Annotated in this window: 20 protein-coding genes and 1 tRNA gene; 13 read left to right on the top strand and 8 right to left on the bottom strand. The window is 61.6% G+C overall.

Annotated features, from left to right (window positions below; all coding sequences use genetic code 11):
- The first annotated feature begins 69 nt into the window (after positions 1–69).
- The 6 genes from H351_RS11625 (at position 70) to H351_RS11650 (ending at position 8,437) form a co-directional block, all read left to right on the top strand.
- Positions 70–1,374: an MATE family efflux transporter gene (locus tag H351_RS11625; RefSeq protein ID WP_127160009.1), complete on the top strand. Its 1,305-nt coding sequence runs from the start codon at positions 70–72 to the stop codon at positions 1,372–1,374.
- Positions 1,371–2,807 (top strand): hypothetical protein, encoded by a 1,437-nt coding sequence (locus H351_RS11630; protein WP_029255875.1) that lies wholly within the window; start codon positions 1,371–1,373, stop codon positions 2,805–2,807. The genes H351_RS11625 and H351_RS11630 overlap by 4 nt, the downstream gene beginning before the upstream one ends.
- Positions 2,804–3,607 carry an SGNH/GDSL hydrolase family protein gene (locus H351_RS11635; RefSeq protein WP_029255874.1) on the top strand — a complete coding sequence of 268 codons (804 nt, stop codon included), beginning with the start codon at positions 2,804–2,806 and terminating at the stop codon, positions 3,605–3,607. Before H351_RS11630 ends, H351_RS11635 begins: the two co-directional genes overlap by 4 nt.
- Positions 3,604–5,019 (top strand): hypothetical protein, encoded by a 1,416-nt coding sequence (locus H351_RS11640; protein WP_029255873.1) that lies wholly within the window; start codon positions 3,604–3,606, stop codon positions 5,017–5,019. The genes H351_RS11635 and H351_RS11640 overlap by 4 nt, the downstream gene beginning before the upstream one ends.
- A complete protein-coding gene (locus H351_RS11645; RefSeq protein ID WP_029255872.1) occupies positions 5,016–6,797 on the top strand; it encodes a tyrosine-protein kinase domain-containing protein in 1,782 nt (593 codons plus the stop codon). The genes H351_RS11640 and H351_RS11645 overlap by 4 nt, the downstream gene beginning before the upstream one ends.
- Positions 6,798–7,051: 254 nt before the next feature.
- Positions 7,052–8,437 carry a glycoside hydrolase family 71 protein gene (locus H351_RS11650; protein WP_244891479.1) on the top strand — a complete coding sequence of 462 codons (1,386 nt, stop codon included), beginning with the start codon at positions 7,052–7,054 and terminating at the stop codon, positions 8,435–8,437.
- Here H351_RS11650 and H351_RS11655 read toward each other — a convergent pair whose 3' ends face one another.
- Both H351_RS11655 and H351_RS11660 read right to left on the bottom strand, forming a co-directional pair.
- Positions 8,438–9,670, bottom strand: coding sequence for a lipase family protein (locus H351_RS11655; RefSeq protein WP_051636490.1), 1,233 nt, complete (start codon positions 9,668–9,670; stop codon positions 8,438–8,440).
- On the bottom strand, positions 9,667–11,310 hold the full coding sequence (locus tag H351_RS11660) for a serine aminopeptidase domain-containing protein (protein WP_051636489.1): 1,644 nt from the start codon (positions 11,308–11,310) through the stop codon (positions 9,667–9,669). The genes H351_RS11655 and H351_RS11660 overlap by 4 nt, the downstream gene beginning before the upstream one ends.
- Positions 11,311–11,646: 336 nt before the next feature.
- Here H351_RS11660 and H351_RS11665 point away from each other — a divergent pair, with 336 nt between their 5' ends.
- On the top strand, positions 11,647–12,918 hold the full coding sequence (locus H351_RS11665) for a DUF7159 family protein (protein WP_158510643.1): 1,272 nt from the start codon (positions 11,647–11,649) through the stop codon (positions 12,916–12,918).
- Positions 12,919–12,933: 15 nt separating this feature from the next.
- Here H351_RS11665 and efeB read toward each other — a convergent pair whose 3' ends face one another.
- From efeB to efeU, 3 genes are read right to left on the bottom strand one after another with little or no spacing between them, the layout of a single operon-like run.
- Positions 12,934–14,214, bottom strand: coding sequence for an iron uptake transporter deferrochelatase/peroxidase subunit (gene efeB / locus H351_RS11670; protein WP_029255867.1), 1,281 nt, complete (start codon positions 14,212–14,214; stop codon positions 12,934–12,936).
- A complete protein-coding gene (gene efeO, locus H351_RS11675) occupies positions 14,215–15,345 on the bottom strand; it encodes an iron uptake system protein EfeO (protein WP_019744631.1) in 1,131 nt (376 codons plus the stop codon).
- 14 nt (positions 15,346–15,359) lie between these two features.
- Positions 15,360–16,262: an iron uptake transporter permease EfeU gene (efeU, locus tag H351_RS11680; RefSeq protein ID WP_021345071.1), complete on the bottom strand. Its 903-nt coding sequence runs from the start codon at positions 16,260–16,262 to the stop codon at positions 15,360–15,362.
- A 140-nt stretch (positions 16,263–16,402) separates the two neighbouring features.
- Here efeU and H351_RS11685 point away from each other — a divergent pair, with 140 nt between their 5' ends.
- The 6 genes from H351_RS11685 (at position 16,403) to H351_RS11710 (ending at position 21,083) form a co-directional block, all read left to right on the top strand.
- Positions 16,403–17,215: a lytic transglycosylase domain-containing protein gene (locus tag H351_RS11685; RefSeq protein ID WP_029255866.1), complete on the top strand. Its 813-nt coding sequence runs from the start codon at positions 16,403–16,405 to the stop codon at positions 17,213–17,215.
- Between the two features lie 214 nt (positions 17,216–17,429).
- Entirely contained in the window at positions 17,430–18,716 is a 1,287-nt protein-coding gene (gene eno / locus H351_RS11690; RefSeq protein WP_019744628.1) for a phosphopyruvate hydratase, read from the top strand.
- 20 nt (positions 18,717–18,736) lie between these two features.
- Positions 18,737–19,468: an FtsB family cell division protein gene (locus tag H351_RS11695; protein WP_029255865.1), complete on the top strand. Its 732-nt coding sequence runs from the start codon at positions 18,737–18,739 to the stop codon at positions 19,466–19,468.
- Complete coding sequence (locus H351_RS11700) at positions 19,465–20,010, top strand: DUF501 domain-containing protein (RefSeq protein ID WP_020908542.1); 546 nt, start codon at positions 19,465–19,467, stop codon at positions 20,008–20,010. The genes H351_RS11695 and H351_RS11700 overlap by 4 nt, the downstream gene beginning before the upstream one ends.
- Positions 20,007–20,972, top strand: a complete 966-nt coding sequence (locus H351_RS11705; RefSeq protein WP_029255864.1) for a Ppx/GppA phosphatase family protein — start codon at positions 20,007–20,009, stop codon at positions 20,970–20,972. Before H351_RS11700 ends, H351_RS11705 begins: the two co-directional genes overlap by 4 nt.
- 34 nt (positions 20,973–21,006) lie before the next feature.
- Positions 21,007–21,083, top strand: a tRNA-Leu gene (locus H351_RS11710).
- 85 nt (positions 21,084–21,168) lie between these two features.
- Here the strand turns inward: H351_RS11710 and H351_RS11715 are convergent.
- From H351_RS11715 to H351_RS11725, 3 genes are all read right to left on the bottom strand, one after another.
- Positions 21,169–21,855 (bottom strand): DUF8020 domain-containing protein, encoded by a 687-nt coding sequence (locus H351_RS11715; RefSeq protein WP_029255863.1) that lies wholly within the window; start codon positions 21,853–21,855, stop codon positions 21,169–21,171.
- Between the two features lie 944 nt (positions 21,856–22,799).
- A complete protein-coding gene (locus H351_RS11720) occupies positions 22,800–22,994 on the bottom strand; it encodes a hypothetical protein (protein WP_029255862.1) in 195 nt (64 codons plus the stop codon).
- Between the two features lie 289 nt (positions 22,995–23,283).
- The gene (locus H351_RS11725) at positions 23,284–23,961 is read right to left on the bottom strand and encodes a TerD family protein (protein WP_007728823.1); all 678 of its coding nucleotides are present in this window, start codon (positions 23,959–23,961) and stop codon (positions 23,284–23,286) included.
- Positions 23,962–24,011 lie beyond the last annotated feature (50 nt).

Genomic DNA, 24,011 nt, shown 5'->3' on the forward strand with positions numbered 1-24,011 from the left:
TCTTGAAATCTCGGTCGCGGAACATCGAAGTCTCGGAGTGCAGCGAGCGCAAGGGGGGAGGTGAGAGACGTGGCGGGTCTCAAACTGCGCGTGCTGTTCAGCGCGGGTGATCAGGTGCTGTCCAGTGTCAGCAACGCGTTGATTCTGTTCGCGATGGCAGGCCCGTCGTCCGTGAGTGAGTTCGGTCTGGCGATCCTCGTTTTCTCCATCCTCACGGCTGCGCTCGGATTCGTTCGAGGCGCAGTGGGCACACCGCTGCTGTTGATGAGTGCATACAGCCGCAACAGGATTCGCACGGAGAGCAGACATGCGACCTCGGGTGCGGCCTTCTTCGGAATCGTAGTCGGGATCGTTGCCCTCGGAGTCTCTGTTTTCCTGCACGAACCGCAGGTGGGGATTGCATACGCCGTCGCCGCACCGGTTGTCCTCGCGCAGGATGCCTTGCGGTTCACCGCGATGTCGATGGGAGAACCGGAACATGCGTTCTTCAGCGACGCGTTGTGGGCCAGTGTGGCGTTCGGTGTGCTTGTCGTGACTTGGCTTCGACCAGAGGCACTTTCGATCGCTGAGATGATCTGGCTGTGGTCCCTCGCCGGAGCGCTTGCACTCGTTTACCTGATGATTCGCGTACAGACGCTACCGCGACTGACTGGTCTGTATCGCTGGTGGACGTCGTTCTGGACCCATCGAATCCGGTTCGGATTCGAGAGCGGTATCGACCAACTGGCCGCAATCGTGATCGTCGCGGTGTCCACAGCCTTCATCGGAACGGTGGCTGCCGCGTCTTTGCGCGGAGCAGTGACCGTCCTGGGTCCGTTCGCCGTGCTGATCAGCTCGCTACCACTGATCGTCATTCCCGAATCCGTTCGGGCCGGCCACACCGCGCGCCAGGTGTGGAGCACACTGCGCTATGCAGCGTGGCTCACATCCGCGATGGCGGCAACGATCGGATTTGCCGCTCCCTTCCTTCCAGATGCACTCGGCCGGGTCGTTCTCGGAGAGTCCTGGGCCGAGGCGCGCCATGTCCTGCCGTTTCTCGGACTCGAGTACGCGGCGATCTGTTGGATAGCGGGCGTTTACAATCTTTACCGCACTCAAGGAGCCAGTGGACGACTGCTCAAACTGCGAATCGTCCAGAGTCTCACGGCAATTGTCATCTGCAGTGCGGCTGCAGCCCTCACTGGAACCGCGGTCGGAGTCGCGATCGGACTGGCGCTCTCATCCATCCTGGTCGCAGTCTGCCTGGTGGTTGCTGCCCAACGGAAGCACTCTGGCCGCGAAAGCCCTGCGATCGTGCCGTCCACTGTTGATCGTTCCGAACCCGGCGACCTGCGCCGAACACGAACAGGCGCACTGGCCGGGACGACCACGTGAAAACAATTTCCAGCGGGCGGACAAAGCCTCACGAGTTCGCGGAATTCGACGTCAGTCGGCGAGACTCGTTGATGCCACCACTGATTGCGATCTGGACCGCGGTGATCATGGTGATCATCGTGCCTTTCGCAGTCGTCGAGTTCACTCCGACACCCCCAGGGCGCGTGTGGATGGCGGTACTTGCCGTCACCACGATTTCGGGATTGCGCTACGCGTGGATTGTCGGCGAGGGCTTTCGTCGGCTCGTCGAGATGTCGTTCTGGGTCTTCACCTATGTCTTCATGGGTCTTGCCCCACTTGCTCAGCTCCGCCTGCGAGAGATTCCTCCTACGACGCCGCGAGTGGATCCGTCCCTCAACTCGACGGCGGTCTCGATCGTCCTTCTGGGGATCGTCGGCTTCCTGGTGGGATTAGTGTTCTCCGGTGCGGTCTGGCGTCGAATCAGAGACACGCGATGGGGAAACGCCACGAGCGTGCGTGTGGATCCCGTTCGGGTTTTGATTCTTGCCGGTTGCGCCCTGGTCGCCAACGCGTACTACATCAAGAAACTCGGTGTAGGGACGCTTCTGTCGAGCCGAAGTGCCGTGGTGGAGCAGGCGAGTGCGTCGCTGGGGCAATCCACGGTCGCCAGCATCATCGGCGCCGTCGCGATGATGTCCTTGCTCGTCGCATTCATCGCGGTGGTCAAATACCGTGATCAGAATCCCGGAGCGGATCGTCTGTTTCTTCTCTGCGCCATCGTGCTCGGAGCCGTGTTGTTGTTGACGTTCAATCCGATCTCGAGTGCGAGGTATCTGTTCGGTACTGCAGCACTCGCCGTGGCGGCACTTTTCGGACTCTTCGCGACCCGCGTTCGATTCCGTGTGGTTGCCCTGCTTGCCGTGGCGGCACTTGTCCTGGTCTTTCCGCTCGCCGATGCGTTCAGGTACAGCACGTCGGCACAGTTCAAGACAAGCTCGCCTCTCGAATCGCTCACGTCTCCGGACTACGATGCATTTGCGCAGGTCAACAACACCGTCAACTTTGTGAATACGCACGGGGTTACCGATGGCAAGCAGGCACTCGGAGTTGTTCTTTTCTGGATTCCGCGGACCATCTGGCCCGGCAAAGCTACGGACACGGGCATCCTGCTCGCGGAGAGCCGCAACTACACGGTCAAGAACCTTTCTGCGCCGTTGTGGTCCGAGTTGTTCGTCAACGGTGGGTGGATCGCGTTGATAGCCGGAATGGTTGCTCTGGGCCTGATCGCAGGGATTCAGGACAGAAGAATCGAAATGTCGCTGCGCCAGTCCAGGGCGCCGACGATTCTTGCCTGCATCCTGCCCTTCTACCTGATCATTCTTCTCAGAGGGTCCCTGCTGCAAGCGATGTCGTACTTCCTCGTCATCATCGGCTGTGCATTCTTCGTCTCACGACGGGAGGCGACTCGATGACTCGGACGAGCCGATTCTCGTCGAGAATCTCTGCCCGTCGCCCGCTGGAACTCGTGGGTCTTGTTCTACTGGTGGTATTGGTCGTCTGTGCGACGGCGCTGGCCGTGCGTCAGAATTCGGCTGCCGAAAACGGCCGGTCCGCCCTCACCTCAGCGACCACGGTTCCTCAGTTGCCGCCGGACACAGCGCCGGCATCGATGTGGTTCGGCGACAGCTTCACTGCGGGCATCAACGGAATCGGGCTCGGGGCGTACCCGAGAATCATCTGCGTCCGGATGGGGTGGGACTGCAATGTCGATGCACAGGGAAGCACCGGTTTCGCCAACGACGGCGCACCGGAGTATCAGGGAACTACAACACGATTCGCGAATCGACTACCGGTGTCGATCGAGCGGAATCGAGCGGACATCATTTTCGTGGACGGTGGGCGAAACGATCTGCACATGAGTCCGATGGATTTGTTTCCCGTCATGACGTCGTACATCGACGCTGTCCGGGATGCATGGCCGGATGCGCGTCTGGTGATCATCGTGCCGACATACGTCACACCAGTGCCGTACGAAGGATACGAGCAATTCGTGTCAGCGCTGCGAAGTTACGGGGAATCGGTTGCCGCGACCGTGATCGATCCCGTTGCAGACGGTTGGTACGCCGACGTCGACCTCGAATCACTGAAATTCGAGGACGGTGTACATCCGAATGCAGTGGGGAATGCAGTGATTGCTCAGAAGCTGGTGGAATCGCTGACTGCCTCCGGTGTGATTCGCGACGGCGCGCCCAATGGTGGGATTCTCCGATGAACCCGTCCCGTTTCTTCGAAGTCCTTCGTGACAGGTGGATTGTCGTCGGCATCTCGACAGTGCTCGGCCTGCTGGTAGGCGTTCTGTTGACAATGCTCACGCCGACCACTTTCAAGTCCTCGACCGAACTCTTTCTCACCACGCCAGGGTGGGGAACACCGACCACTCTGGGCAATGCCGATTCGAGCCCTTTCCAAGGTGACGAGTTCTCGCAGCAACGAGCCGGTACGTACACGCGTCTGGCGGAAGGTGCCGACTTCTCGGCCCGTGTCGCAAGTCGTCTGGGCGAGAGTGGTCTTCGTGACGTCGAGAGCCTTTCGGTTCGCGTTGTGCCCGACACCGTGTTGCTCGAAATCTCTGGGACCGCCGACAGTGCAGATCGGGCGCTGCAACTGACGAACGCGGCTTCGGATGAGATGAACGAGACGATCCGGCGGCTCGAGACGCCGAGTGGGACTTTGATCCCGACGGTTCAGCCGCTGACTGTCGTCACGGCGTCAGCACCGACGAGCCCGTCTGGCCCGCAGACGATTCCGAACCTTCTTCTGGGGTTGGTCGTCGGATCGATGGTTGGAGTGACTGGTGTGATCTTGGCTGCTGCGAGGTCGAGAGCAGTTCAGGGTGTCGACGAATTGGCGGCCTGGACGGGTCTACCTGTGCTCGAGTCCATCCCGTACCTCGGTGACAGGGGACTGTCCGCCGAGGAAGGTGCTCAGTCGGCATCGAGAAGTTCTTTCGAGAGACTGCAGTTCAACCGAGATCTCATCGGGTCAGGCACGCCGGCATCACCTGTGCTCGTGACCGCTGCCGAAGAGGGGGAGATCAGCAGGTTCGCAGCTGGCGGTATCGCCGATGCTGCTTGCGCTCTGGGGTATTCGGTGGTTCTCGTCGACTGCAACTTCCGATCCTCGCGTGCTCATATCGAGTTGGGGGTCACCGACATCGTCATGTCGGACAGCGTCCTCGACGATGTTCTGATCTCGACACCGCTGCAGCCGACTCTCCTCCGGAGCGGTTCGCCGACCGAAACTCCCGAGCGAGTCTTCGAGTCGGAGTCGTTCGGACGCATGTTGCGAGATCTGAGTGCCAGGTTCGACGTTGTGGTTGTCTTCGACTCCGGCGGGACGCAGTACGCTGACTCGAGCCGATTGGCCAAGGTGTGTCGTTCGATAATCCTTGTCGTTCAGTCTCATTCGACGAACAGGCAGGACTTGATGACGAAGATTCACGATCTGGAAATCGCAGGTGCGAAAATCGAAGGTTCGGTCCTCCTGACCACCACACGCCGAGGGCAGCGAGGGGCAGTGTTGCCCGGCGGTCGGCCCGAAACAACTGACTCGGTGGCAAGTCACACGCCACGGCGCGACGGAGACACACGCACACAGCGGTCTCCAAGAAAGGCGAACACATGAATGCACTCAGCTCTGCCGCGCGAATCCTGAGGCGGGGGTGGGCAGTACCTGTCTTCGCGGTGTTCGGCTTGATCCTCGGTGTTTTCATGGCCATTTCGAGTCCGTCTTCGTACACGTCGACAACTGTGCTGTTCATCGGCTCGCCGATCAGCGCCGACTCGGCCGGTGCCTATCAGGGCGATCTGTTTTCTCAACAACGAGCGGCGACCTATGCCCAATTGTTTTCGAGCGACGATCTCGCGGTCAAGGTGATCGACGACCTGGGTCTTCCAATGAGCGGACACGAGTTGGCCTCGCAGGTCTCGGCGGCAGCAGTGGAGAAAACTGTGCTCTTGCAGGTCTCTGTCACGGATTCGACGGCCGAAGGATCGGCTGGTATCGCCAATGCGTATGCGAAGAATTTTGCACAATATGTCGGGCAGTTGGAGACCCCTAACGGTGGTGGACGTCCGAATACGTCTGTCCAGGTGGTCACCGAGGCGAACGCTGAAGATGCCAGTGGGGGTTCGAATCTCGTGATGACGTCCCTGTTCGGCCTCGTCGGTGGCCTGGTCGTCGGCGTCGGCGTCCGGGTGCTCCTCGGGCGGCTCGATCGATCCGTTCGAAGCGCTTCCATGCTCTCGGCCGTTGCGGGTGTACCGATTTTGGCGACAGTTCCGGAATCGGCTTCGCGGGGATCTCACGCGTTGACATTCCCCGCCGACGGCGCGACCGCCTATGCCGAGTCGATACGCAAGCTCAGGACAGGTATCGAGTTCGCCGGCCCGAGTGCCGACGCGATCCGTTCGGTCCTTATCGCCTCGCCTCGGTACTCGGAGCCTGCGGGGTGCATCGCAGCCGATCTCGCGGTTGTCCTGTCCGAAGCGGGACGTCGAGTACTGTTGGTGGACGGTGACTTGAGGTCGCCGAGCTTGGATTCATACTTGGGGATGAAACCGGCAGCCGGCTTTTCCGACGTTCTTGCCGGCGCAATTCCGCTCGTGGACGCGCTCGTTCAGGTACCTGGTCGCTCATTGACCCTGCTGCCCGCCGGCTCGATACGATCCGATTCCGGTGACGCCATCGCATCGGTCTCAGCACGCGAGGTGCTTTTGGAGGTCACCGAGAATTTCGAATACACGATCGTCGTGGGCCCACCTTTGTCGCTCTATACCGATTCGACTGTGATCGGCTCAGTCGTCGACGGTGTGGTTCTTGTTTCAACACAGAGTATTTCGTCGGTGGACGAGGTAGAAGGGGCAGTGGCCACTCTGCGCGCTGCCGGCGCGAACTTGTTGGGTGCTGTGCTGACGGGTGGCGGACGTAGTGGCTCGGTCAAGGGCCGTAGCCGAGTGAGAGTGGTCGACAAGCCTTTGCCGAGCGAGCCTCCGGTGAATGATGCATCGAATGACCGAGTCGGCGCGTGGCCCCCCGTCGAACGGGGAGCCGCTGCGCATTCGGTCCATACAGAACCGGGCATGGGCTCGACCGGGAAGAATGAAGTGGACAAGCATGATTCGGCCGATTCCGGTGAATCTATTGCCGACGGTGTGCGAATCGATTTCGACGAATGGGAGCCGGCAGAGACCGAAGAGCGCTACACGCGGAGTGATCTGGACAGTCCCACGGTGGCGATCCCGCGCTCGATGCTCCGGACGAAAGTCGCGCCGAAGGTAAACCGGTCGAGCGACGAGTTGCCGACCGATGAGCGGCAGGTAAGATCACCTGGTGAAAGCGGCGATTCCGATTCCATGTCGAGTCACCCCACGCAAGCTTCGGATTCTGTGCAGCAGAATTGAATTGGAATTCGATTTCCAGGTTCGGGATGTCAACGTCACCGGACATTGCGGCGTAAGGCCGTGTGTGAGAAGGGGTGGCTGATTCGGTGAACGCCGATGCTCGAAAACGGAAATGGGTGAGTATCGAAGGTTCGCGGGGCAGGAAATTTCGTGCAGTTGCAATCGGCATTGCGCTGGTGTCGTCAGCGCTTCTCGTAGCGGCCGGCCTCAGGCTCTCTGGTGGAGTGGACCCAAACGCGAGGGTTGACGCGGCGGTGTCATCACATCCCGCCGTCGAGCTTCCGGACAACGGACAGTCGACCGGCAAAATGGTCTTTGCGCACTACTTCCCGCCGTATCCCCTTTCGATCGACAACCTACCGTCGGGCGAAGACTATTACGCCACTCAGTATCTCAATCCGAACGGTGAACGAGGTGCATACGCTGCATTCGGAGGGTTTCTTCGAGACCGGCCACAACCACGGCCCGTTTCAGCTGACCCACAGTGGAGGCAGCGAGATCTCGAAGATGAAGTGCGGCAGGCAATCGACGCAGGAATCAGTGGGTTCTCGGTTGACATTCTGACGAAGTCGTCGAACCCGTTGTGGTCTTCGTCCGTTCCGTCCGAACTTCTCGCCGCTTCGGCTGCGGTTGATCCTGCGTTCGAAATAATGCTGATGCCGGATATGAACGGCGAACTCGGCACATTGGACCCCGCGAATCTGGCAGGCGAGTTGTCGCAGTACGCGTCATCGCCGTCGGTTTTTCGATTGACGGACAACCGGGTGGTGATTTCGCCGTTTCTTGCCGAGAAACACGACCCGGCGTGGTGGTCGCAGTTTCTCGAAATCATGAAGGCCCGCTACGGGATCGAGGTGGCCTTCGTTCCACTCTTCCTGAACTCCACCACGAATATGGATTCATTCGCGTCGATAAGCTACGGAATGTCGACGTGGGGTGGACGTAACCCTTCCTTCAATCCAGTGACGGACACCGGGATCGGCTCGCCACTGGATCAGGTGAACCGAGCGCACGCTCTCGGCAAGATATGGATGCAGTCGGTCTCGTTCCAGGATGCGCGTCCCAGACAATCGGTTTTCGACGAAGCGCAGAACACTGGGAATCTCCGAAACACCTGGCAGATTGCGCGCGAATCGGATAGCGAATGGGTGCAACTAATTTCGTGGAACGACTACAGCGAAGGTACGGCGTTTGCACCGAGCGAGGGGCACGGTCGTGCGCTGCTCGATCTGAACGCATATTTTGTCGACTGGTTCAAGACCGGAACGGCACCGGCGATTACACGTGATATCGCGTACGTCACCTATCGGAACCAGCTGTCGTCCGCGCAACCCGCACTACCCTCGGTATCGCCGATGATTCTGCGTGCGGGGTCGTCCCCGGTTCGCGACACGATCGAGGTTTTGACCTTCTTGGTCGATGGTGCCGAAGTGAAAGTTACGGTCGGCGGTACGACGACCACGTGCAGGGCCGATACAGGGATGGACATCTGCACGGTTCCATCGGCAGTCGGCGCCGTCTCGGTCAGCGTGGTTCGGAACGGGACGGAAGTGTCTTCGGCGAAGACACATGCCGACGTCGCATCCACTCCTGCGGTTCAGAACATGGAGTACCTGGTCGATTCGAGTTTTCGACGATAGTCAGCAGTCCGACGGCGGTGGCTCGCCTCTGAAGCGCGCTTGGAGCCAGACTGCGGTCTCGGACCCCGGATCCAGATTGTTGTGAGTTTGGCCTGCCCTGACGATGTGCTGCACCGAATCGCCGAACGCACAGGCATTGTCGACGGCCTCTTGCACCCACTGCGGGCGGATCGTCTGATCAGCGTCGCCGTTGATGACCAGGAGTGGTCCTCCGGCCGGACGCTGCGGAAGGGCGATCGATGTGAGCCAGTCGCGCAGGACTGCTCCGGCCTCGTCGGAGCTCGGCAGGGTATCGGCGGGATTCAGTCGTGATGCTTGTTCGCCGCGTTCTTTCAACGCCGGGCCCGCACATGCCAACCACATCTCAGAGTTACTCGACAGCGCACCGTGTAGGTAGTTGCCTGGATCGGTGCCGGGTCGAGCGACGGTCAGCCCAGATACTACGTACGACATCATGATCTGCTGTTCATGCGTCAGCCACTGCGACTGGGCCAAGTCGGCGAGCTTGGAAAGATCTGCGGCCGGAGCCAGCGCTACCGATCCGACAAAATTCAATTCGGGCGCGTAGAAACCGGACAACTCTGCCGCCGCCCATGTGGCTTGCCCACCGATCGACACGCCGAGTCCTGCCCATTTCCCGGACGTGTCCGGGACCATTTCTCGCGCCGCGCGAACTCCGTCGATCAGGTTGAACGCGCTGGTGTTCGGATCGAGGTACGGGGTGATGTCGCCTGCCGGACCCAACCCTTGGTAGTCGGTCATGACTGCCACGAATCCCAGTTTCATCAAAGGGACGATCGTACTCGCGTAGCCCAGGAGATCCGGGTGCATCGAAGGTCCGCACTCCGCAGTCACTCCCGTTGTGCCGTGACCGACGGTGACAACAGACCGCCCGCCGGGTGGTGGATCGCCTTCCGGAACGAAGACGACTCCAGAGACGATCGTTGAGCTTCCGTCCGTGCCTGAGGTTGATCGGTACGTGATCTGGTGGGCAGTCGCGCCCACGCCGGTTATCAGTGGATCGACGTTGTCGAACGCGGACGTGCTTTCGAGTTTGCCTCTGGCCGCGACGGCGTCGGCGCTGATCGAGGGAAGAGGTGCGGACGTCGGAGCCGGTTCGGCGGGCGCTGTGTCGGAAGCGCAACCGGTCAGAAGCGCCGCGGTTGTCGCTGCAACGACTACGAATACGTAGGACGACGTTCGAATTCCGTCCCGGGTAGACGTGCGCATCATGCTCCGAGTCCCTCCTTGTCGTGCTTCGACACGGCGAGTCTTCGGTCTCCGAACGCATCGAGTGCAGAGGCAACTATCAACCGGCCGACGCGTTCTCGAGAACTGCGATGGAACAGATTGTGATCACCGGAGCCTGAGAACAAGACGTGCGGGGGATTCTTCGACCTCGAAAGACGCGTGACACCTTGTCTGCCTCTGTTCGCCTCGAACCACGCTTCGTCTTCAGGCGCGAGGGACACTGCGGTCTTCGTCCCGCGGCGGGTCAAGGTGCGAAGCATCGACTCAGGGGCGTTGACCAGTCCGAGGAAGCCGAGACCGAGCCACAGCGGGTAAGGCACGTATCGCTGGGCTCGTCGTCCGGCATTGCGAATTGTTCTGGCCACGAGGAAAATTCGGTTTGCAACGTCAGACTCCATTGCATCGACATGTGCTTTCTTCACTGGTGGTCGTCGATTGTTGATCGACCAATTCACGATGTTGAGAAGCACCACGGACCGTGCGCCGCGCTGGCTTGCCACGTAGGCACCCATCCATGCGCCGGAACACATTCCGACGTGCATCCGGCGGGACGGCGGTACGTCGAGAGTGTCAATCAGATCCAACACATTGCGGCGCGCTTCCGGAGACACGATGGGGGTGTTCTCGTCGGTGAGGACAGTTCCGCTGTCTCCTGTGCCCATCCTGTCGAAGCGAACCGAGCGGATGCCGTGCGCTGCGAGAGTTCGAGCGGACTCGACCCACAGCCTGGCCGGCCCGATCCGGTGTTCGTTCGCGGTGCTGTGAAAGACCGCAGTGGCAGCGTGACTCGTAGTCGTGCGGGAGGCGGTGGAGATTGCAAAGAGTGATCCGGTGGACCGTCTTTCCAAGGTTTCCCAGACTTCTTCGCCGTCGTCAGCCGTCGCGACATGCGCCGCCGACGTGATCTCTGGGTCCACGACAGTCTTGTCCTCGCCGAATTGGCGTGACACCCAACTCGAAATCTGTTTGATGTCGTGCGTTGGCACCGAGAGTACGAAACTGCTGGGGGATACGAACTGATTCTGGCGTTCGACGAACATGCGTTCTGCGCCGGATCGCTCGAGCATCCGAACAGTGCGGGGCGAAGCAGCGAATTCAGGGCGAATCGCGGCGAGGACCTTCGTCGAGGAACCCGGATCGAGGGTGCTGAGGTCGAGTCCGGAAAGGTCTTTCACCGCAGCGGAATCAAGCACGCCGCCGACGATGGACGTGCAATCGTCGTGGTGAGGGTCGTCGTCGACCGAAACGCGGTACAGCGAAGTCAGTTCGCGAACGTAGGACCGACCGGATATGACCGGATCCCACAAGACCATCGCACGTAGGTCGCCAAGCGTATCGACGGTGGCCGCCGCGATCAGTGCCCCTGCGCGCAAACCTGTGACGGCAACGGACTCGATGCCCGCGCGCCGCGCGTACGCAACGGCTGCCGCAACGCTGGCTTGCCATTGCGAAACGGCGAGCGGGTCGTCCTGGCGGCCGGATGAATCACCCTGTCCTGCATAGTCGAAACGAAGCGCGAGGAATCCGTGCTCGGCAAGTTCTTGGGCGAGTTGGCGTAGTCCCCGGTAAGCGCTGATGTGTTCCTTCGCAAGGGGTGGACATATGACGACGGCGCCGCGCACGGCACCATCCGAAGGCAGGTGAAGCGAGGCGAACAGAGCCCTATCGCCTGGGCCTGGAATCCAAGTGTCAATCGTGCGAATCCCGGTCGGTGTCTGGCGGTGGCGGAAGTGTCGAGGGGTGGTCTCCAGCGGGGTGAGATGAGGGACGTGTAGTGCGGACATCGCGCTTGTCATGTTGGCCATCGACTTGTTCAAGGACCTCTCCACACATTGATTCAGCTTGCCAGTTTCGCGTAGTTCTCCGGTTTCCCGAGGATCCGGTAAACTTCCCGCTACGGATAACATACCGCAAGTATGTTTTGCGACGAATAAGCAGTGCAAGAGTTGGATATGGGGGTGCGTACAGCGATGGATCCAGTGTTCGGTGCGTCGTTGGGCGCTGCATCGGTTCGTATTGTTCGGGCCGACTCTCAGCCGGAAACCGGATCCGCGAGCGGTCGATTCCTGACTCGGACGGTAGACGCATACGACGCCTCTCCGGTGAGGACAGCCGCGATTCACCTAGTTGCTGCGGTTCGCGGGGACACGTCACGGATGGTCATCGCGGTTCCTGACGAGCGGCAGAACGTGGCGCTCGAATCAGAATTGCGTGCCCGAGGTATCGAGGGTGCTGTCACGGTGTCGGAAGCGGTGGCCGTTGTTGCGCTGGTACGGACTTCGGGTGCGGCCGAGGGTTTTCGGTTACTTACAGTTCTCGATATCGGTCGAACCGGGGTGACTGTCTCGATGATCGAGATCGGAACCGCGACAACTATCGCGTCCACGCGGTCGACGGCGCTCGCTGGTGACAGACTCGACGGGGTAGTCGTGGAGTTACTCTCCGCAACCACGGCTGATGCAACCCTCGACGCTGATGCAGCGTTCGACGCCCGCGAAGTCAAGGAATACCTCGCCAGTGGCTCCCGTCGTGCGCAGGTGATGCCCGTTCCCGAATCCATGTGCATCCGTTTTGATTCGGTTGTCACGCGGGAAGTCGAAGACACGCTGATGGTGATCCGAGAAGTTGCGGCTCGAGCCCGGTGTGTCCCTGACGCTTTGGTTCTCGTCGGAGGAGGCGCCCGAATTTCACTGGTGGAGAAGATACTCGAGCGGGAGTTTTCGGTACCGGTGATCAGGCCGGCCGAGCCCGAGCTCGCCTCGGCCAAGGGTGCAGCATTGATAGCCGAGGTCTTACATCAGGAGCACCTCAGCTCGGAAGTCGCGGTTTCGGAAGTGGCGGTTTCGGAAGTCTCGGTTTCGGGCGTCTCCGACTCGGAAATCGCAACGGATGCGGTAGACATGTCTTCCGATCAGGCCGTTGTGCGCAGTGTCGGTGAAACCGAGGAAGGCACGGAATCGGATTCGCTGCCTACTGGTGGGCTTGGGAGAATGCAAATCCTTGTGGGCGTTGGGTTCTCGCTGGTTGCACTGACCAGCTTCCTCGCGTGGGCGGTGCTGCGCCCGTTCTCGGATCCTGCGCAGGCGGAACCACCGCTGACCCAAACAACGGAGATTGTCGCGCCGGTACCTACCGCCGAGTTGTTGCCGCCGACCACGACCAAGGCAATCGATCCACTGACCGAGCGGAATCGGGCACCGGTCAATTTGGTGCGTTCGTGGAGATACTGAACCCGGAGACGCGCATCAGGTGAACAGCTGGGAACTCCAGTCCTTGCCGTCGGCGAGACCGCCGGGGCAAGCGAAGACCGCAGAACCGACGTGCTGGATGTATTCGTTCAGCGCATCGTGTCGTGAAAGGTTTTGCTGCATCGGAACAAACTGCTCGACCGGATTCCGGCAGTACGCAACGAAAAACAGTCCCGCGTCCAGGTGGCCGAAGCCATCGGAGCCGTCCGTGAAGTTGTATCCGCGGCGCAAGATCTGAATCCCACCGAGTTCCTCGGCAGAGGCCAGGCGCACGTGTGAATCCTCCGGGATGACGAAGTCGTGGCCCATTTTGGAATCGAGATCGAGTTCGTCGAACTCGTCTTTGGCGCCGAGTGGCGCTCCGCTGCGTTTGGAGCGGCCGATGACAGCTTCCTGTTCCTTGAGTACTGCGCGATCCCACTGCTCGATCAGCATGCGGATTCGTCTGGCGACGAGGAATGATCCGCCTGCCATCCAGGCCTGATCGTCAGTGGGATCAACCCAGACGTGCTGGGCGAGTGCGTTTGGATCTTCCGCCTTGATGTTGGCTGTTCCGTCCTTGAACCCGAACAGATTTCGTGGTGTCGCCTGCGTCGTCGAGGTCGAGGACGTTCGCCCGAACCCGAGTTGTGACCACTTGACCGACGCGGTCCCGAAAGCGACTCGCGCGAGGTTGCGGATCGCATGGACGGCAACCTGGGGATCGTTGGCGCACGCTTGGATGGCGATGTCGCCCCCGCTGCGATTCGGATCGAGGTTGTCCGCGCGGAAGTGGGGGAGATCGAGCAGGGCAGCAGGTTTCTTGTCTGCGAGCCCGAAACGGTCGTCGAAAAGTGACGGTCCGAATCCGATGGTCAGGGTGAGTTGCGACGGCGCGAGATCGAGTGCCTCACCGGTATCGCTCGGTGGCGCGTACGGACCGTCGCCGGTCGCTCCGTCCTCGGTTGCTTCCTGACCCGCTGTCATTCGTTCGGCCATCGCCGTCCACGTCTGCAGCAGCGTGATCAGTTCGTCGCGCGACTTCGTCGTCACATCGAAAGCGACGAAGTGCATGCGATCCTGGGCCGGCGTCGTGATGCCTGCCTGATGCTCGCCGCGGAATGCCACCACGTCTGCGTGATCGGTGCCGGAATTCTCGTCGGCGGTCACCCGCCCGATGACGGCACCGGCACCGGCCAGGACGGCGCCGGCCCCCACGGCGCCGAACAGTCGGCGCCGTGAGACCGCATGCGGTGCTGCGTTTTCCGCAGCGGGTGTGCCTTCTGGTGAATCAGTCATCTACTGTCCCGCGACTACTTCCTGGACCTGGCTGACCTCGGCGGACAGAGCATCGATTTTACGCGAGAGTTCTTGACGCTGCGCTTCGGTGACGGTGTCGTAGTACACGAATCCGTCCCCGACCCGGAACTGCGCCAGAGCGGCGTCGAGGTCGGCGAATCGGTCCGCGATGCGCTGGGCGAGCTCGGGATTACGTTCCTGCAGAATCGGGTTCAGTGCCGCGATCGCCGCTTGTGAGCCGTCGACGTTGGCCTGGAAGTCCCACAGGTCGGTGTGCGAGAAGATGTCTTCCTCTCCGGTGATCTTGGAGGTCGAGATCTCGTCGAGCAGTCCTTGGGCGTCGCCGGCGATCTTGGTTGGGTCGATCGTGTAGTCCTCGGCGTTCACCTGATCAGCAAGATACTGAATGTCTTCGAGCAGTTGATCGGCGACTGCGTTGGTATCCGGCTGAAGTCCGGTAACCCACAAATCCTTCTCGAGGCGGTGGAATCCCGTCCAGACCTGACCGGGCTCCAGGTCCGCTTCGCGCAGGTCAAGCTTGGGATCGAGTTCGCCGAAGCTCTCGGCTTCGGGCTCGATGCGCTCGTAGTAGGTACGTGCGATCGGGAACAGTGCCTTCGCCTGGTCGACGTTGCCGGACTGGACGGCGGCGACGAACTGAGCTGCGGTGTCCTGCAGCGCGACGATCTGGCTGCGGATGTACCGCCGGTAGCCGTCGGCAGCTTCGGCGAGTTGTCCGCTCTCGTCGGTGGCCGCCTGCGAATCGCCCGTGACGACGAAGTCCTGACGGATGCCGGTTCCGACCATGCCCGGCTTGCACGCGAGTTGATAGGTCGCAGCCTCGGGGAGAGAGACGATCAGCTGCCGGGTAAGGCCGGGGCCGATGTTCTCGACTTCGCCCATCGCTCGATCACCTTCGGCGAAGACGTAGAACTCGGTGACCTTCGAGCCGTTGTTCGTCACCTGGAACGTCGAACTGCCAGTGGTTCCGGTGGTGGCACTGACGTCACACGAATCGTCGGTGGCCGTGACGACGATGTCGCCGTCGCTCGCCGTCGTCTTCTCGGTGCACGCGGCGAGGGAGAAGGGAAGTACCGCAGCCGTGGCCAGTACGAGGGTGGATTTACGCATGTCGGCAATGCCTCTCAGGATTTTTCGGGAACGTGTGTGTCGTGCGCCGGCGGGGCCGTCGGCTCGGTTGGCTTCGACGGAAGGGGACGCAGGAAGAGTGCTAGGACGACTACGAGGTAGACGACCCACGCGACGGCTTGCAGGACCGTCGGATCCGGGCGGAAGTTGAAGATTCCGGCGAGGACGGTGCCGTACCAGGTCGACGGGTCGTAGCCGGGCGTCAGGTTGAACGCGAGATTCGAACCGCCCGGAAGCACATTTCCGGTCTGTAGAGCGCGAACACCGTACGAGAGGATTCCGGCGGCTACGACGATGAGGAAGATCGCCGTGTACCGGAAGAAGGTCGTCAGGTTGAGACGGAGGGCGCCGAAGTACATGGCGACGGTCAAGACGGCGGCCAGGAGAATTCCGAGGAGCAGTCCGACCAACGGCCAGGAGCTGCCTGCGGTGTTCTCGGCGTATCCGACCATGAGCAACGCTGTCTCGACGCCTTCACGACCGACCGCGAAGAACGACAGCGACAAGATGGCGACGGGGCCGGCGATCAACGCCTTCTCCATCCCCGCTTTCAGATCGCCGGAAATGTTCTTCGCAGCCGTGCGCATCCACAGGACCATGATCGTGACGATGACGACGGCGACCAGGGAGGCAACGCCCGCGATGATCTCTGCGGTCAGGCCGTCGACCGTCGACGTTCCGTAGTGGATCGCGAAAAAGATGATCGCCACCATTGCGACGGCGATCGCGACGCCGAGCCACACCCATTTGAGTGCATCCCTGCGCTGAGCTTTCACGAGGTAGGCAGCGAGAATCATCACCACGATGCCCGCTTCGAGGCCTTCGCGCAGACCGATCAGGCCACTACCGAATAACTGGGTGGCAACTGATGGTGTGCTCGCGGCAGCGAGTACCGACACGGGCACGGGCGACTCCTGACTGAGTGAGTGCGACAGCTTCTGCCGAACGTATGAGGCTAGGCCAGCCTTAACTCAGAAGAAGATACTCCACAATCGGTGGTGAACCACGCCCTGACCTGTACTTTTGCTGTTCTTTACCAATGGATTCGGGAGTACTTCGCTCGCATGTGGATGATGGAAGGGTGTACCGAACTCCCGCAGCCCGCAGAAGTCCCCGGCGTCTCTCGAGAGTCGTAGCCGCAGTAGCTGCCGGAACAGCCTTGCTGGGCGCAGGCATCGTGGCGTGTGGATCGAACGAACCGAAAGTAGCCATTCCGGAGGGCATACCCCCAGGTACCGGCTCTCCGACGCCACCGATCGACATCAATGCCCCCGGCCGCAGTGCTGATCAACTCGCCGACTGGGCCGCGGGATTGTCGGACGACATCGGGATCGGGACCACGGCACTCGAGGCGTACGGGTACGCCGCTGCGGTCATGGCCGAGACGCTTCCCAGCTGCGGAATCGGGTGGACGACATTGGCCGGTATCGGCAGCGTCGAGAGCCGACACGGGACCTACGACGGTTCGTCGGTCGATGCGTTCGGCCAGGTCGCCCCGGCCATTCGGGGAATCCCTCTGGACGGTGGCCCGGGAGTTGCCGAGATCCCCGACACCGACGGCGGGGCGATGGACGGCGATCCAGTGCACGACCGTGCGATGGGGCCTATGCAGTTCATCCCTGAGACGTGGCTCAAATGGGGAGTCGACGCCAACGGCGACGGCCGGGTGGACCCGGACAACATCGACGACGCTGCCCTCACCGCCGCTCGTTACCTGTGTGCACGCGGGGGAGACCTCACCGCCGCTGCCGGGTGGCAGCAGGCGCTCATGGCGTACAACCTCTCGGGCGACTATCTCGCGCTCGTTCGTGATCGTGCGTCGGCGTATTCAGTCGGGGTACGGCCGGACTGACGGCGATCGATCCGCAGGTCGGGACCGTGACCGCGCGTCGATAAAGAAGCCTTCGGCCCGTGCGGTTAGGCTGTGTGCTGGCACTACAGAGGTGCTGGCACTGCAGAGGCCCAGCCGCGATCGTGGTCCTCTTTCGACCGGAGGGGTCGGAGCCCAAGTGTCAAGCACGCAGAGCGTGCCCCAATGCGAAGCCCATTCGAAGGAGAACCACACAGTGGCCAGTATTGAGCAGGTCGGAGCTCGCGAGATCCTTGATTCACGTGGCAACCCCACGGTTGAGGTCGAGGTTCTGCTCGAAGACGGAAGTTTCGCCAGGGCTGCGGTGCCGTCCGGTGCTTCCACCGGTGAGCACGAAGCCGTCGAACTGCGCGACGGTGGCGCACGCTACGGCGGAAAGGGCGTCGAGAAGGCCGTGGAGGCTGTGCTCGGCGAGATCGCTCCGGCCATCATCGGCATCGACGCAACCGAGCAGCGCACGGTCGACCAGGCGCTGCTCGACGCAGACGGCACCCCGGACAAGTCGCGTCTGGGCGCAAACGCTCTGCTCGGTGCCTCGCTTGCCGTGGCTCGCGCCGCTGCCGAGTCCTCGGGGCTCGAGCTGTTCCGCTACGTCGGTGGCCCCAACGCTCACGTTCTCCCTGTCCCGATGATGAACATCCTCAACGGTGGCGCGCACGCAGACACCGGTGTCGACGTCCAGGAGTTCATGGTTGCTCCCATCGGCGCACCGAGCTTCAAGGAATCGCTGCGCTGGGGTGCCGAGGTCTACCACTCCCTGAAGTCGGTCCTCAAGGAGAAGGGCCTCTCCACCGGTCTCGGTGACGAAGGCGGATTCGCGCCCGACGTCGCAGGCACCAAGGAAGCGCTCGACCTCATCACGATCGCCGTGAACAAGACAGGCCTCAAGCTGGGCACCGACGTCGCGCTCGCTCTCGACGTCGCCGCCACCGAGTTCTACACCGACGGCACCGGCTACAAGTTCGAGGGCAAGAACCGCACCGCGGCCGAGATGGCGGCGTTCTACGCCGAGCTCATCGACGCCTACCCGCTCGTTTCCATCGAGGATCCGCTCGACGAAGACGACTGGGACGGCTGGGTCGCACTCACCGATCAGATCGGCAACAAGGTCCAGCTCGTCGGCGACGACCTCTTCGTCACCAACCCCGAGCGCCTCGAAGAAGGCATCGTCAAGGGTGCGGCAAACGCACTCCTGGTGAAGGTCAACCAGATCGGCACTCTGACCGAGACCCTCGACGCCGTCGATCTCGCTCACCGCAACGGCTACAAGACGATGATGAGCCACCGTTCCGGCGAGACCGAGGACACCACCATCGCCGACCTCGCGGTTGCCGTCGGCAGCGGTCAGATCAAGACCGGTGCTCCGGCCCGCAGCGAGCGCGTTGCCAAGTACAACCAGCTGCTGCGTATCGAGGAGAACCTCGGCGACGCAGCACGTTACGCCGGCGAGGTTGCGTTCCCGCGCTTCGCTTTCGAGGCCTGACGGAAATCTAAGATTCAGTAGTGTCTGCACAGCGCGGTAAGCCACGATCCCCCGGCGGAAGTCCGGGGGGTCGTGGTTCCCGTCGTGGGGACACACCGTCGCGTGCGCGTCGTGACAGCGCTCGACGCCCACGCGCGTCGGAACCGGCATCTTCGGTCGATCCGGCAGCAGTTGATTCCGCTGCGACAGACCCCGCGCAACCGGGGGTCGCCGCCGAGAAAGCGTCGGCGCGTGGGTCGAGGTCGGCCCGGGGGAAGAGCGGAACCAACAAGTTCTGGTCTCGGCTTCCGAAGTCGGACAACACCATTTTCGGCTTGTCCACCAGTCGGGCCGTTGTGCTCGCGATGGTTGTGCTCATGCTGGCGCTGACACTGGCAGTGCCGCTGCGTACGTACATCAGCCAGCGTTCGGATGCCGCGCAGGTGGCGGCCGAACGTCAGGTGCTCGAGGAAGAACTGCGAAAGCTGCAGGGCCAGAACGCGCGCTTCGACGACCCTGCGTACATCGAAGCTCTTGCACGAGAACGCCTTCGGTACGTCAAACCGGGCGAGACCCCGTTTCAGGTTCAGCTTCCCGGCGACTACAAGGAACCCGAGAAGAAGCAGGAAAAGGAAACACCGCTGACAGGTCCGTGGTATCGCGATCTGTGGCAAACGATTTCGGAACCGCCAGTGGTTCCCGAGACGACGACACCGGCCCCGATGCCGTTGGCGCCGATAGAGCCAGAAGAACAAGGAGTACCCACCGGGTGAGCAACACGTCCGAAAATTCCCCACAGGTTTCACAAGCGGATCTCGACGCCGTTGCCGCTCAATTGGGCCGTGAGCCACGCGGAGTGATCGAGATCGCGTACCGCAGCCCGGACGGTCAGCCCGGCGTCGTCAAGACTGCCCCCAAACTTCCGGACGGAACACCGTTCCCGACGTTGTACTACCTCACCGACCCGCGACTGACGGCCGAAGCGAGCCGTCAGGAATCCGCCGGCGTCATGCGTGAAATGACCGAACGCCTGACCCAGGATCCGGAACTTGCCGCGGCCTACCGGCGGGCATACGAGTCGTACCTTGCCGAGCGGGACGCGATCGAATCTCTCGGAACCGACTTTGCCGGTGGCGGGATGCCGGATCGCGTCAAGTGCTTGCACGTGCTGATGGCGCATTCGCTTGCCAAGGGTCCCGGCGTCAATCCGCTCGGTGACGAGTCCGTTGCCTTGGCCGGCCACGGAAAGCTCCGCGGAACTGCAATTCCCGCGGACTGGCCTGGCATCGACGACGCCGACACCGCCGACCGGTGACTCGCCGTGTTGCCGCAGTCGATTGCGGTACCAACTCCATTCGACTGCTGATCGCCGACGTCGGCGACGACGGCCGTCTGGTGGATGTCCGGCGCGAGATGCGCGTCGTGCGACTGGGTCAGGGTGTTGATGCGACAGGGACATTCGCGCCCGAGGCCATCGAACGCACCCGGGTCGCGCTGGTCGAGTACGCGTCGATGATCGCCGATGCCGGAGCAACCGCCGTTCGAATGGTCGCGACGTCGGCTACTCGCGACGCTGCGAATCGGGAAGACTTCTTCACGATGACGCGGGACGTGCTCGGTGCGGTGATTCCCGGATCCGGAGCGGAGGTGATCACCGGCGACGAAGAGGCGCGACTCTCGTTCGGTGGTGCTGTGGGAGAACTTGATCCCTCCGAGGGCCCCTTCGTGGTAGTCGATCTCGGCGGTGGGTCCACCGAAGTTGTCCTCGGCGACGCGTCGGGCGTCCAGGCTGCGTACTCCACCGACATCGGCTGTGTGCGCGTCACTGAGCGGTGCCTACCGTCGGATCCGCCTACGGCAGAGCAGGTTTCCGAGGCGACGGCTTTTGCGACCGCGAAATTGGCCGAGGCATTCGAGGCCGTGCCCGTCGAGAAGGCGCACACCTGGGTGGGTGTCGCTGGAACCATGACGACGCTGGCCGCGATTGCTCAGGAACTTCCGGAGTACGACGCCGAGAAGGTGCACCTGTCGAGGATTCCGTTCAAGCAACTTTTCGACGTGTGCGAGCGACTTACCGCCATGCCTCGGGTTGATCGCGCCGCCTTCGGCCCGATGCATCCGGGGCGGGTGGACGTCATCGGCGGCGGAGCGATCATCACCACGGTGTTGGCTCAGACATTCGAAGCCAAAGCCGGGATCACCGAACTGGTTGTCAGCGAACACGACATCCTCGACGGCATCGCGATGTCGATAGCTCAGACCCACCCGATAGTCTGATTCCCGACGCACCCGACCAGTCGGGTGCGTCAAGGCCCCCATAGCCCAATTGGCAGAGGCAACGGACTTAAAATCCGTCAAGTGTCGGTTCGAGTCCGACTGGGGGCACCAAGTAGATCCGCCTGCACATTGAATCGAAAAACCCCGCTCGTCCTCATACGGACGGGCGGGGTTTTCCTTGGAGTGGCGCAAGTGGCTACTGAGCCCAGACGGTCGTCCCTGCAGGCGCATTCAGTGTGTTGACGAGATCGATGCCGGCTACGACAGCCGCGCCGCCGCCGCCGAGGATCGTTCCGGCGACACCGCCGATTCCGGCTCCTGTTGCGAGGCCACCCAGGCACAGTGCCGCAGCGACGGGGAGTCCGACGATGGTCAAGCCCAGCGGAGCGCCGACAGCGCAACCGATTCCGGCGCCGACGATGGTGCCGAGCAGGCTGCCGACCTGAGTGCCGAGACCGAGCTGACTCTGGAAGTGCGCAATCGCCCGATCATTCTCCTCGGGCGAGGCTACCGGCGTCCATTCCTTTGCCGCAGGCGCACTCTCGGGTCGAGGTGTTGCCTTCGCCGAATCGGTGATCGGTGTCAGTGTGAGGGTCTTACCGTCTTCACTGATCGTGCGATCGAAGGGGAACTGCAGATCCCCGAGGTTGTATGCGAGAGGCAGGGAAACAAGGTCGGCTCCCTTGCTGTCCTGCAAGACAACAGACTTGCCGTCGCCGGACACCTTGAACAACCCGGCATCGATGGTGGTGACGATCGACTTGTCGACGATCTTCGCTTCGTAATTCACGTCGGTTGACGGATCAGCTGATGCGATCCCTGTTGATGCTCCGACTGCAGCGACCGCTAGAGCAGTCACAGCCGCCTTCTTGAAGAAACCCATAGTTCAACCCCGTGTTCGCCTGCGTGTGCTCGCAGAAACTCGACAACTTCGGACATTGGTAAACCCCCGACAAAGCCTTCGTATTAAAGCAGACCGAAGTGACAGAAGGGATAGTTGCGCTCGGGCTGACCGGAAGCGGCCGGTGCAATCGAATTTGCAGTGTGCAGTACCAAGGTATCGAACGTGTGTGCGAAAATGTGGAGATGCGGCTAACCGAGCGATCCCCGGACCGCTGCGCGAACGGACACCCGCTGACGGCCAATACGTGCCTCGTCGGCTGGGAGGTTTGCGGGTGTGCCTCGACCGAGAATGGCGGGCATCGGACCCATTACTGCAGGCGCTGCGGTGAAACTGTCCGGACGCCGGAGTGCGTAGGCGTGAATCCGCAGAAGAGTCGGTGGAGTTGAAGTGCTGTTACGTTGTGTTTCAAAGAGATTCGCGAGAGCCTCACCCGGCGGATTGGTGCCGGGTGAGGCTTGTGGATCAGGTAGGCGGGGCGACGGGTGCGTCGCTGCTTCCTCCCGAGCTCCCGCTCGACGAGCCGGTGCCGAACAGTAGGCCGAAGAAGCCGGAGATTGCGCCGAAGAAATCGAACATGGGCGAGCCTTTCGTGAGGACGAATGCGGTCACGACAAGTGGCCGACTTGTGGTGGTGTTCAGAGAAGTTCCGTCGACATTGACGGCAAAGGCGTCGGACGAAGGCCGACTGCCGGATGAAATGTACGATTCGTCCCGGTTTGATACAAGTCTTTCCCGAGTAACAGTTACTTGAGGCTTGAATTATCGGGGGTGCCTGCCTGATCTGGGGTGCCCTGCCTGCTTGGGTGGGGCAACCAGGCAGGGCGGTGGTTGGCCGTCCCTCTCAATACCGACCTACGGCGAACCATTGGCGTTGAAGGTACCCACACTTCGTGACGCTCGCCACTTACGTACCAGTACCTTCGTTAGCCGAGGTCAGTGGTGGCGACGACGGAGGTCACCGACGTCCCCGCGGGGACGTGGTTCATGGAGAAATCGCGGTCCCGGTCAGGGTTGACGACGCTTGCCAGCAGGAGCATGGCGGCGACAAAGAGAACTCCCGCGGTGAGGTAGGCGATTCTCACGGGCAGGCGCGGGCGTCGATCTGAATTCGTGGACATTCACGTTCTCCATCGGTACATGTTGGACGAACGCTTAGTTTAACGATCAACTAATAAAAGGGTCCGAACAGTGACGCAAGATACGAAAAGACCCTCGATCTCGGGGGAAATCGAGGGCCTTTCCGGTCGAACGTCGGTGTCGCCAAGCACATAGCGTCACCGACCCACTATCGGTGTCGAGCGTGACCCCTCATGTCCGACCCCACTTCTCGACACTATCCAGTAACTTGCGACATTGTGGACGATTCAGACATTGTCATTCGGTTGGGGGACACCCCGCCCGCGACACCTACTTTCGTCCAGCCGCCCATTTCATTCCCCAGTTGTAGGCCCGATCGAGATCTGACTGACTGCCGTTGATGTACTGAACTTCGCGGGTCACCGTCACGCCCTGACCTGAACTCTGGATGAGAGCGATTGCGCACAACCGCTCCTGGTTGCTGGCCGAATCGAGCCGCACTTCCACCTCGGGGCCGTTGGTGGGATACAGGGTGACGACGCCGTCCACGGCCGCCCAGTTGGGGGCGCCGTCGTAAATCATCGCGAAGATCAGGATTCGCCGGAAAGCGCTTGGGTCACCGAGATTGACGTGCATGTTCTCGCCGCCGGTGTTCGCACCACTGCGGTCGTCGCCGTCGAGGGAGATGTAGGGCGGAGAAGTCAGTGAACCGAAACTGTTGCCCAAGGCCTGAACTACTCCCTTGGACCCGTCGGCAAGTTCGTACAGGCATCCGAGGTCCAGGTCGACCGCGCCAGAACCTGCGCCGGCGAGTTTGGCGAGGAAACCGGTCTTCTTCGGTGGTGCTCCCTGCGACCAGTTGAGGTTCACCCGCATATTGCCTTGTCGTTCACCCGCCTTCGCGAGGTTGACCGTCGGTGCCGATTTGGTGAGCGTGATCTTGCTCAGGCTGACCGGTGCTTGCGACGGAGTGGACTCGCCGGAACGTCGGGTGTAGTCGATTGCCATCGTGATAGTCCTTGTCTGAACTCGAATGAGTCCGATCGTGTTACCCGTCG

The sequence above is a fragment of the Rhodococcus erythropolis R138 genome (assembly GCF_000696675.2).
GTDB lineage: Bacteria > Actinomycetota > Actinomycetes > Mycobacteriales > Mycobacteriaceae > Rhodococcus_F > Rhodococcus_F erythropolis.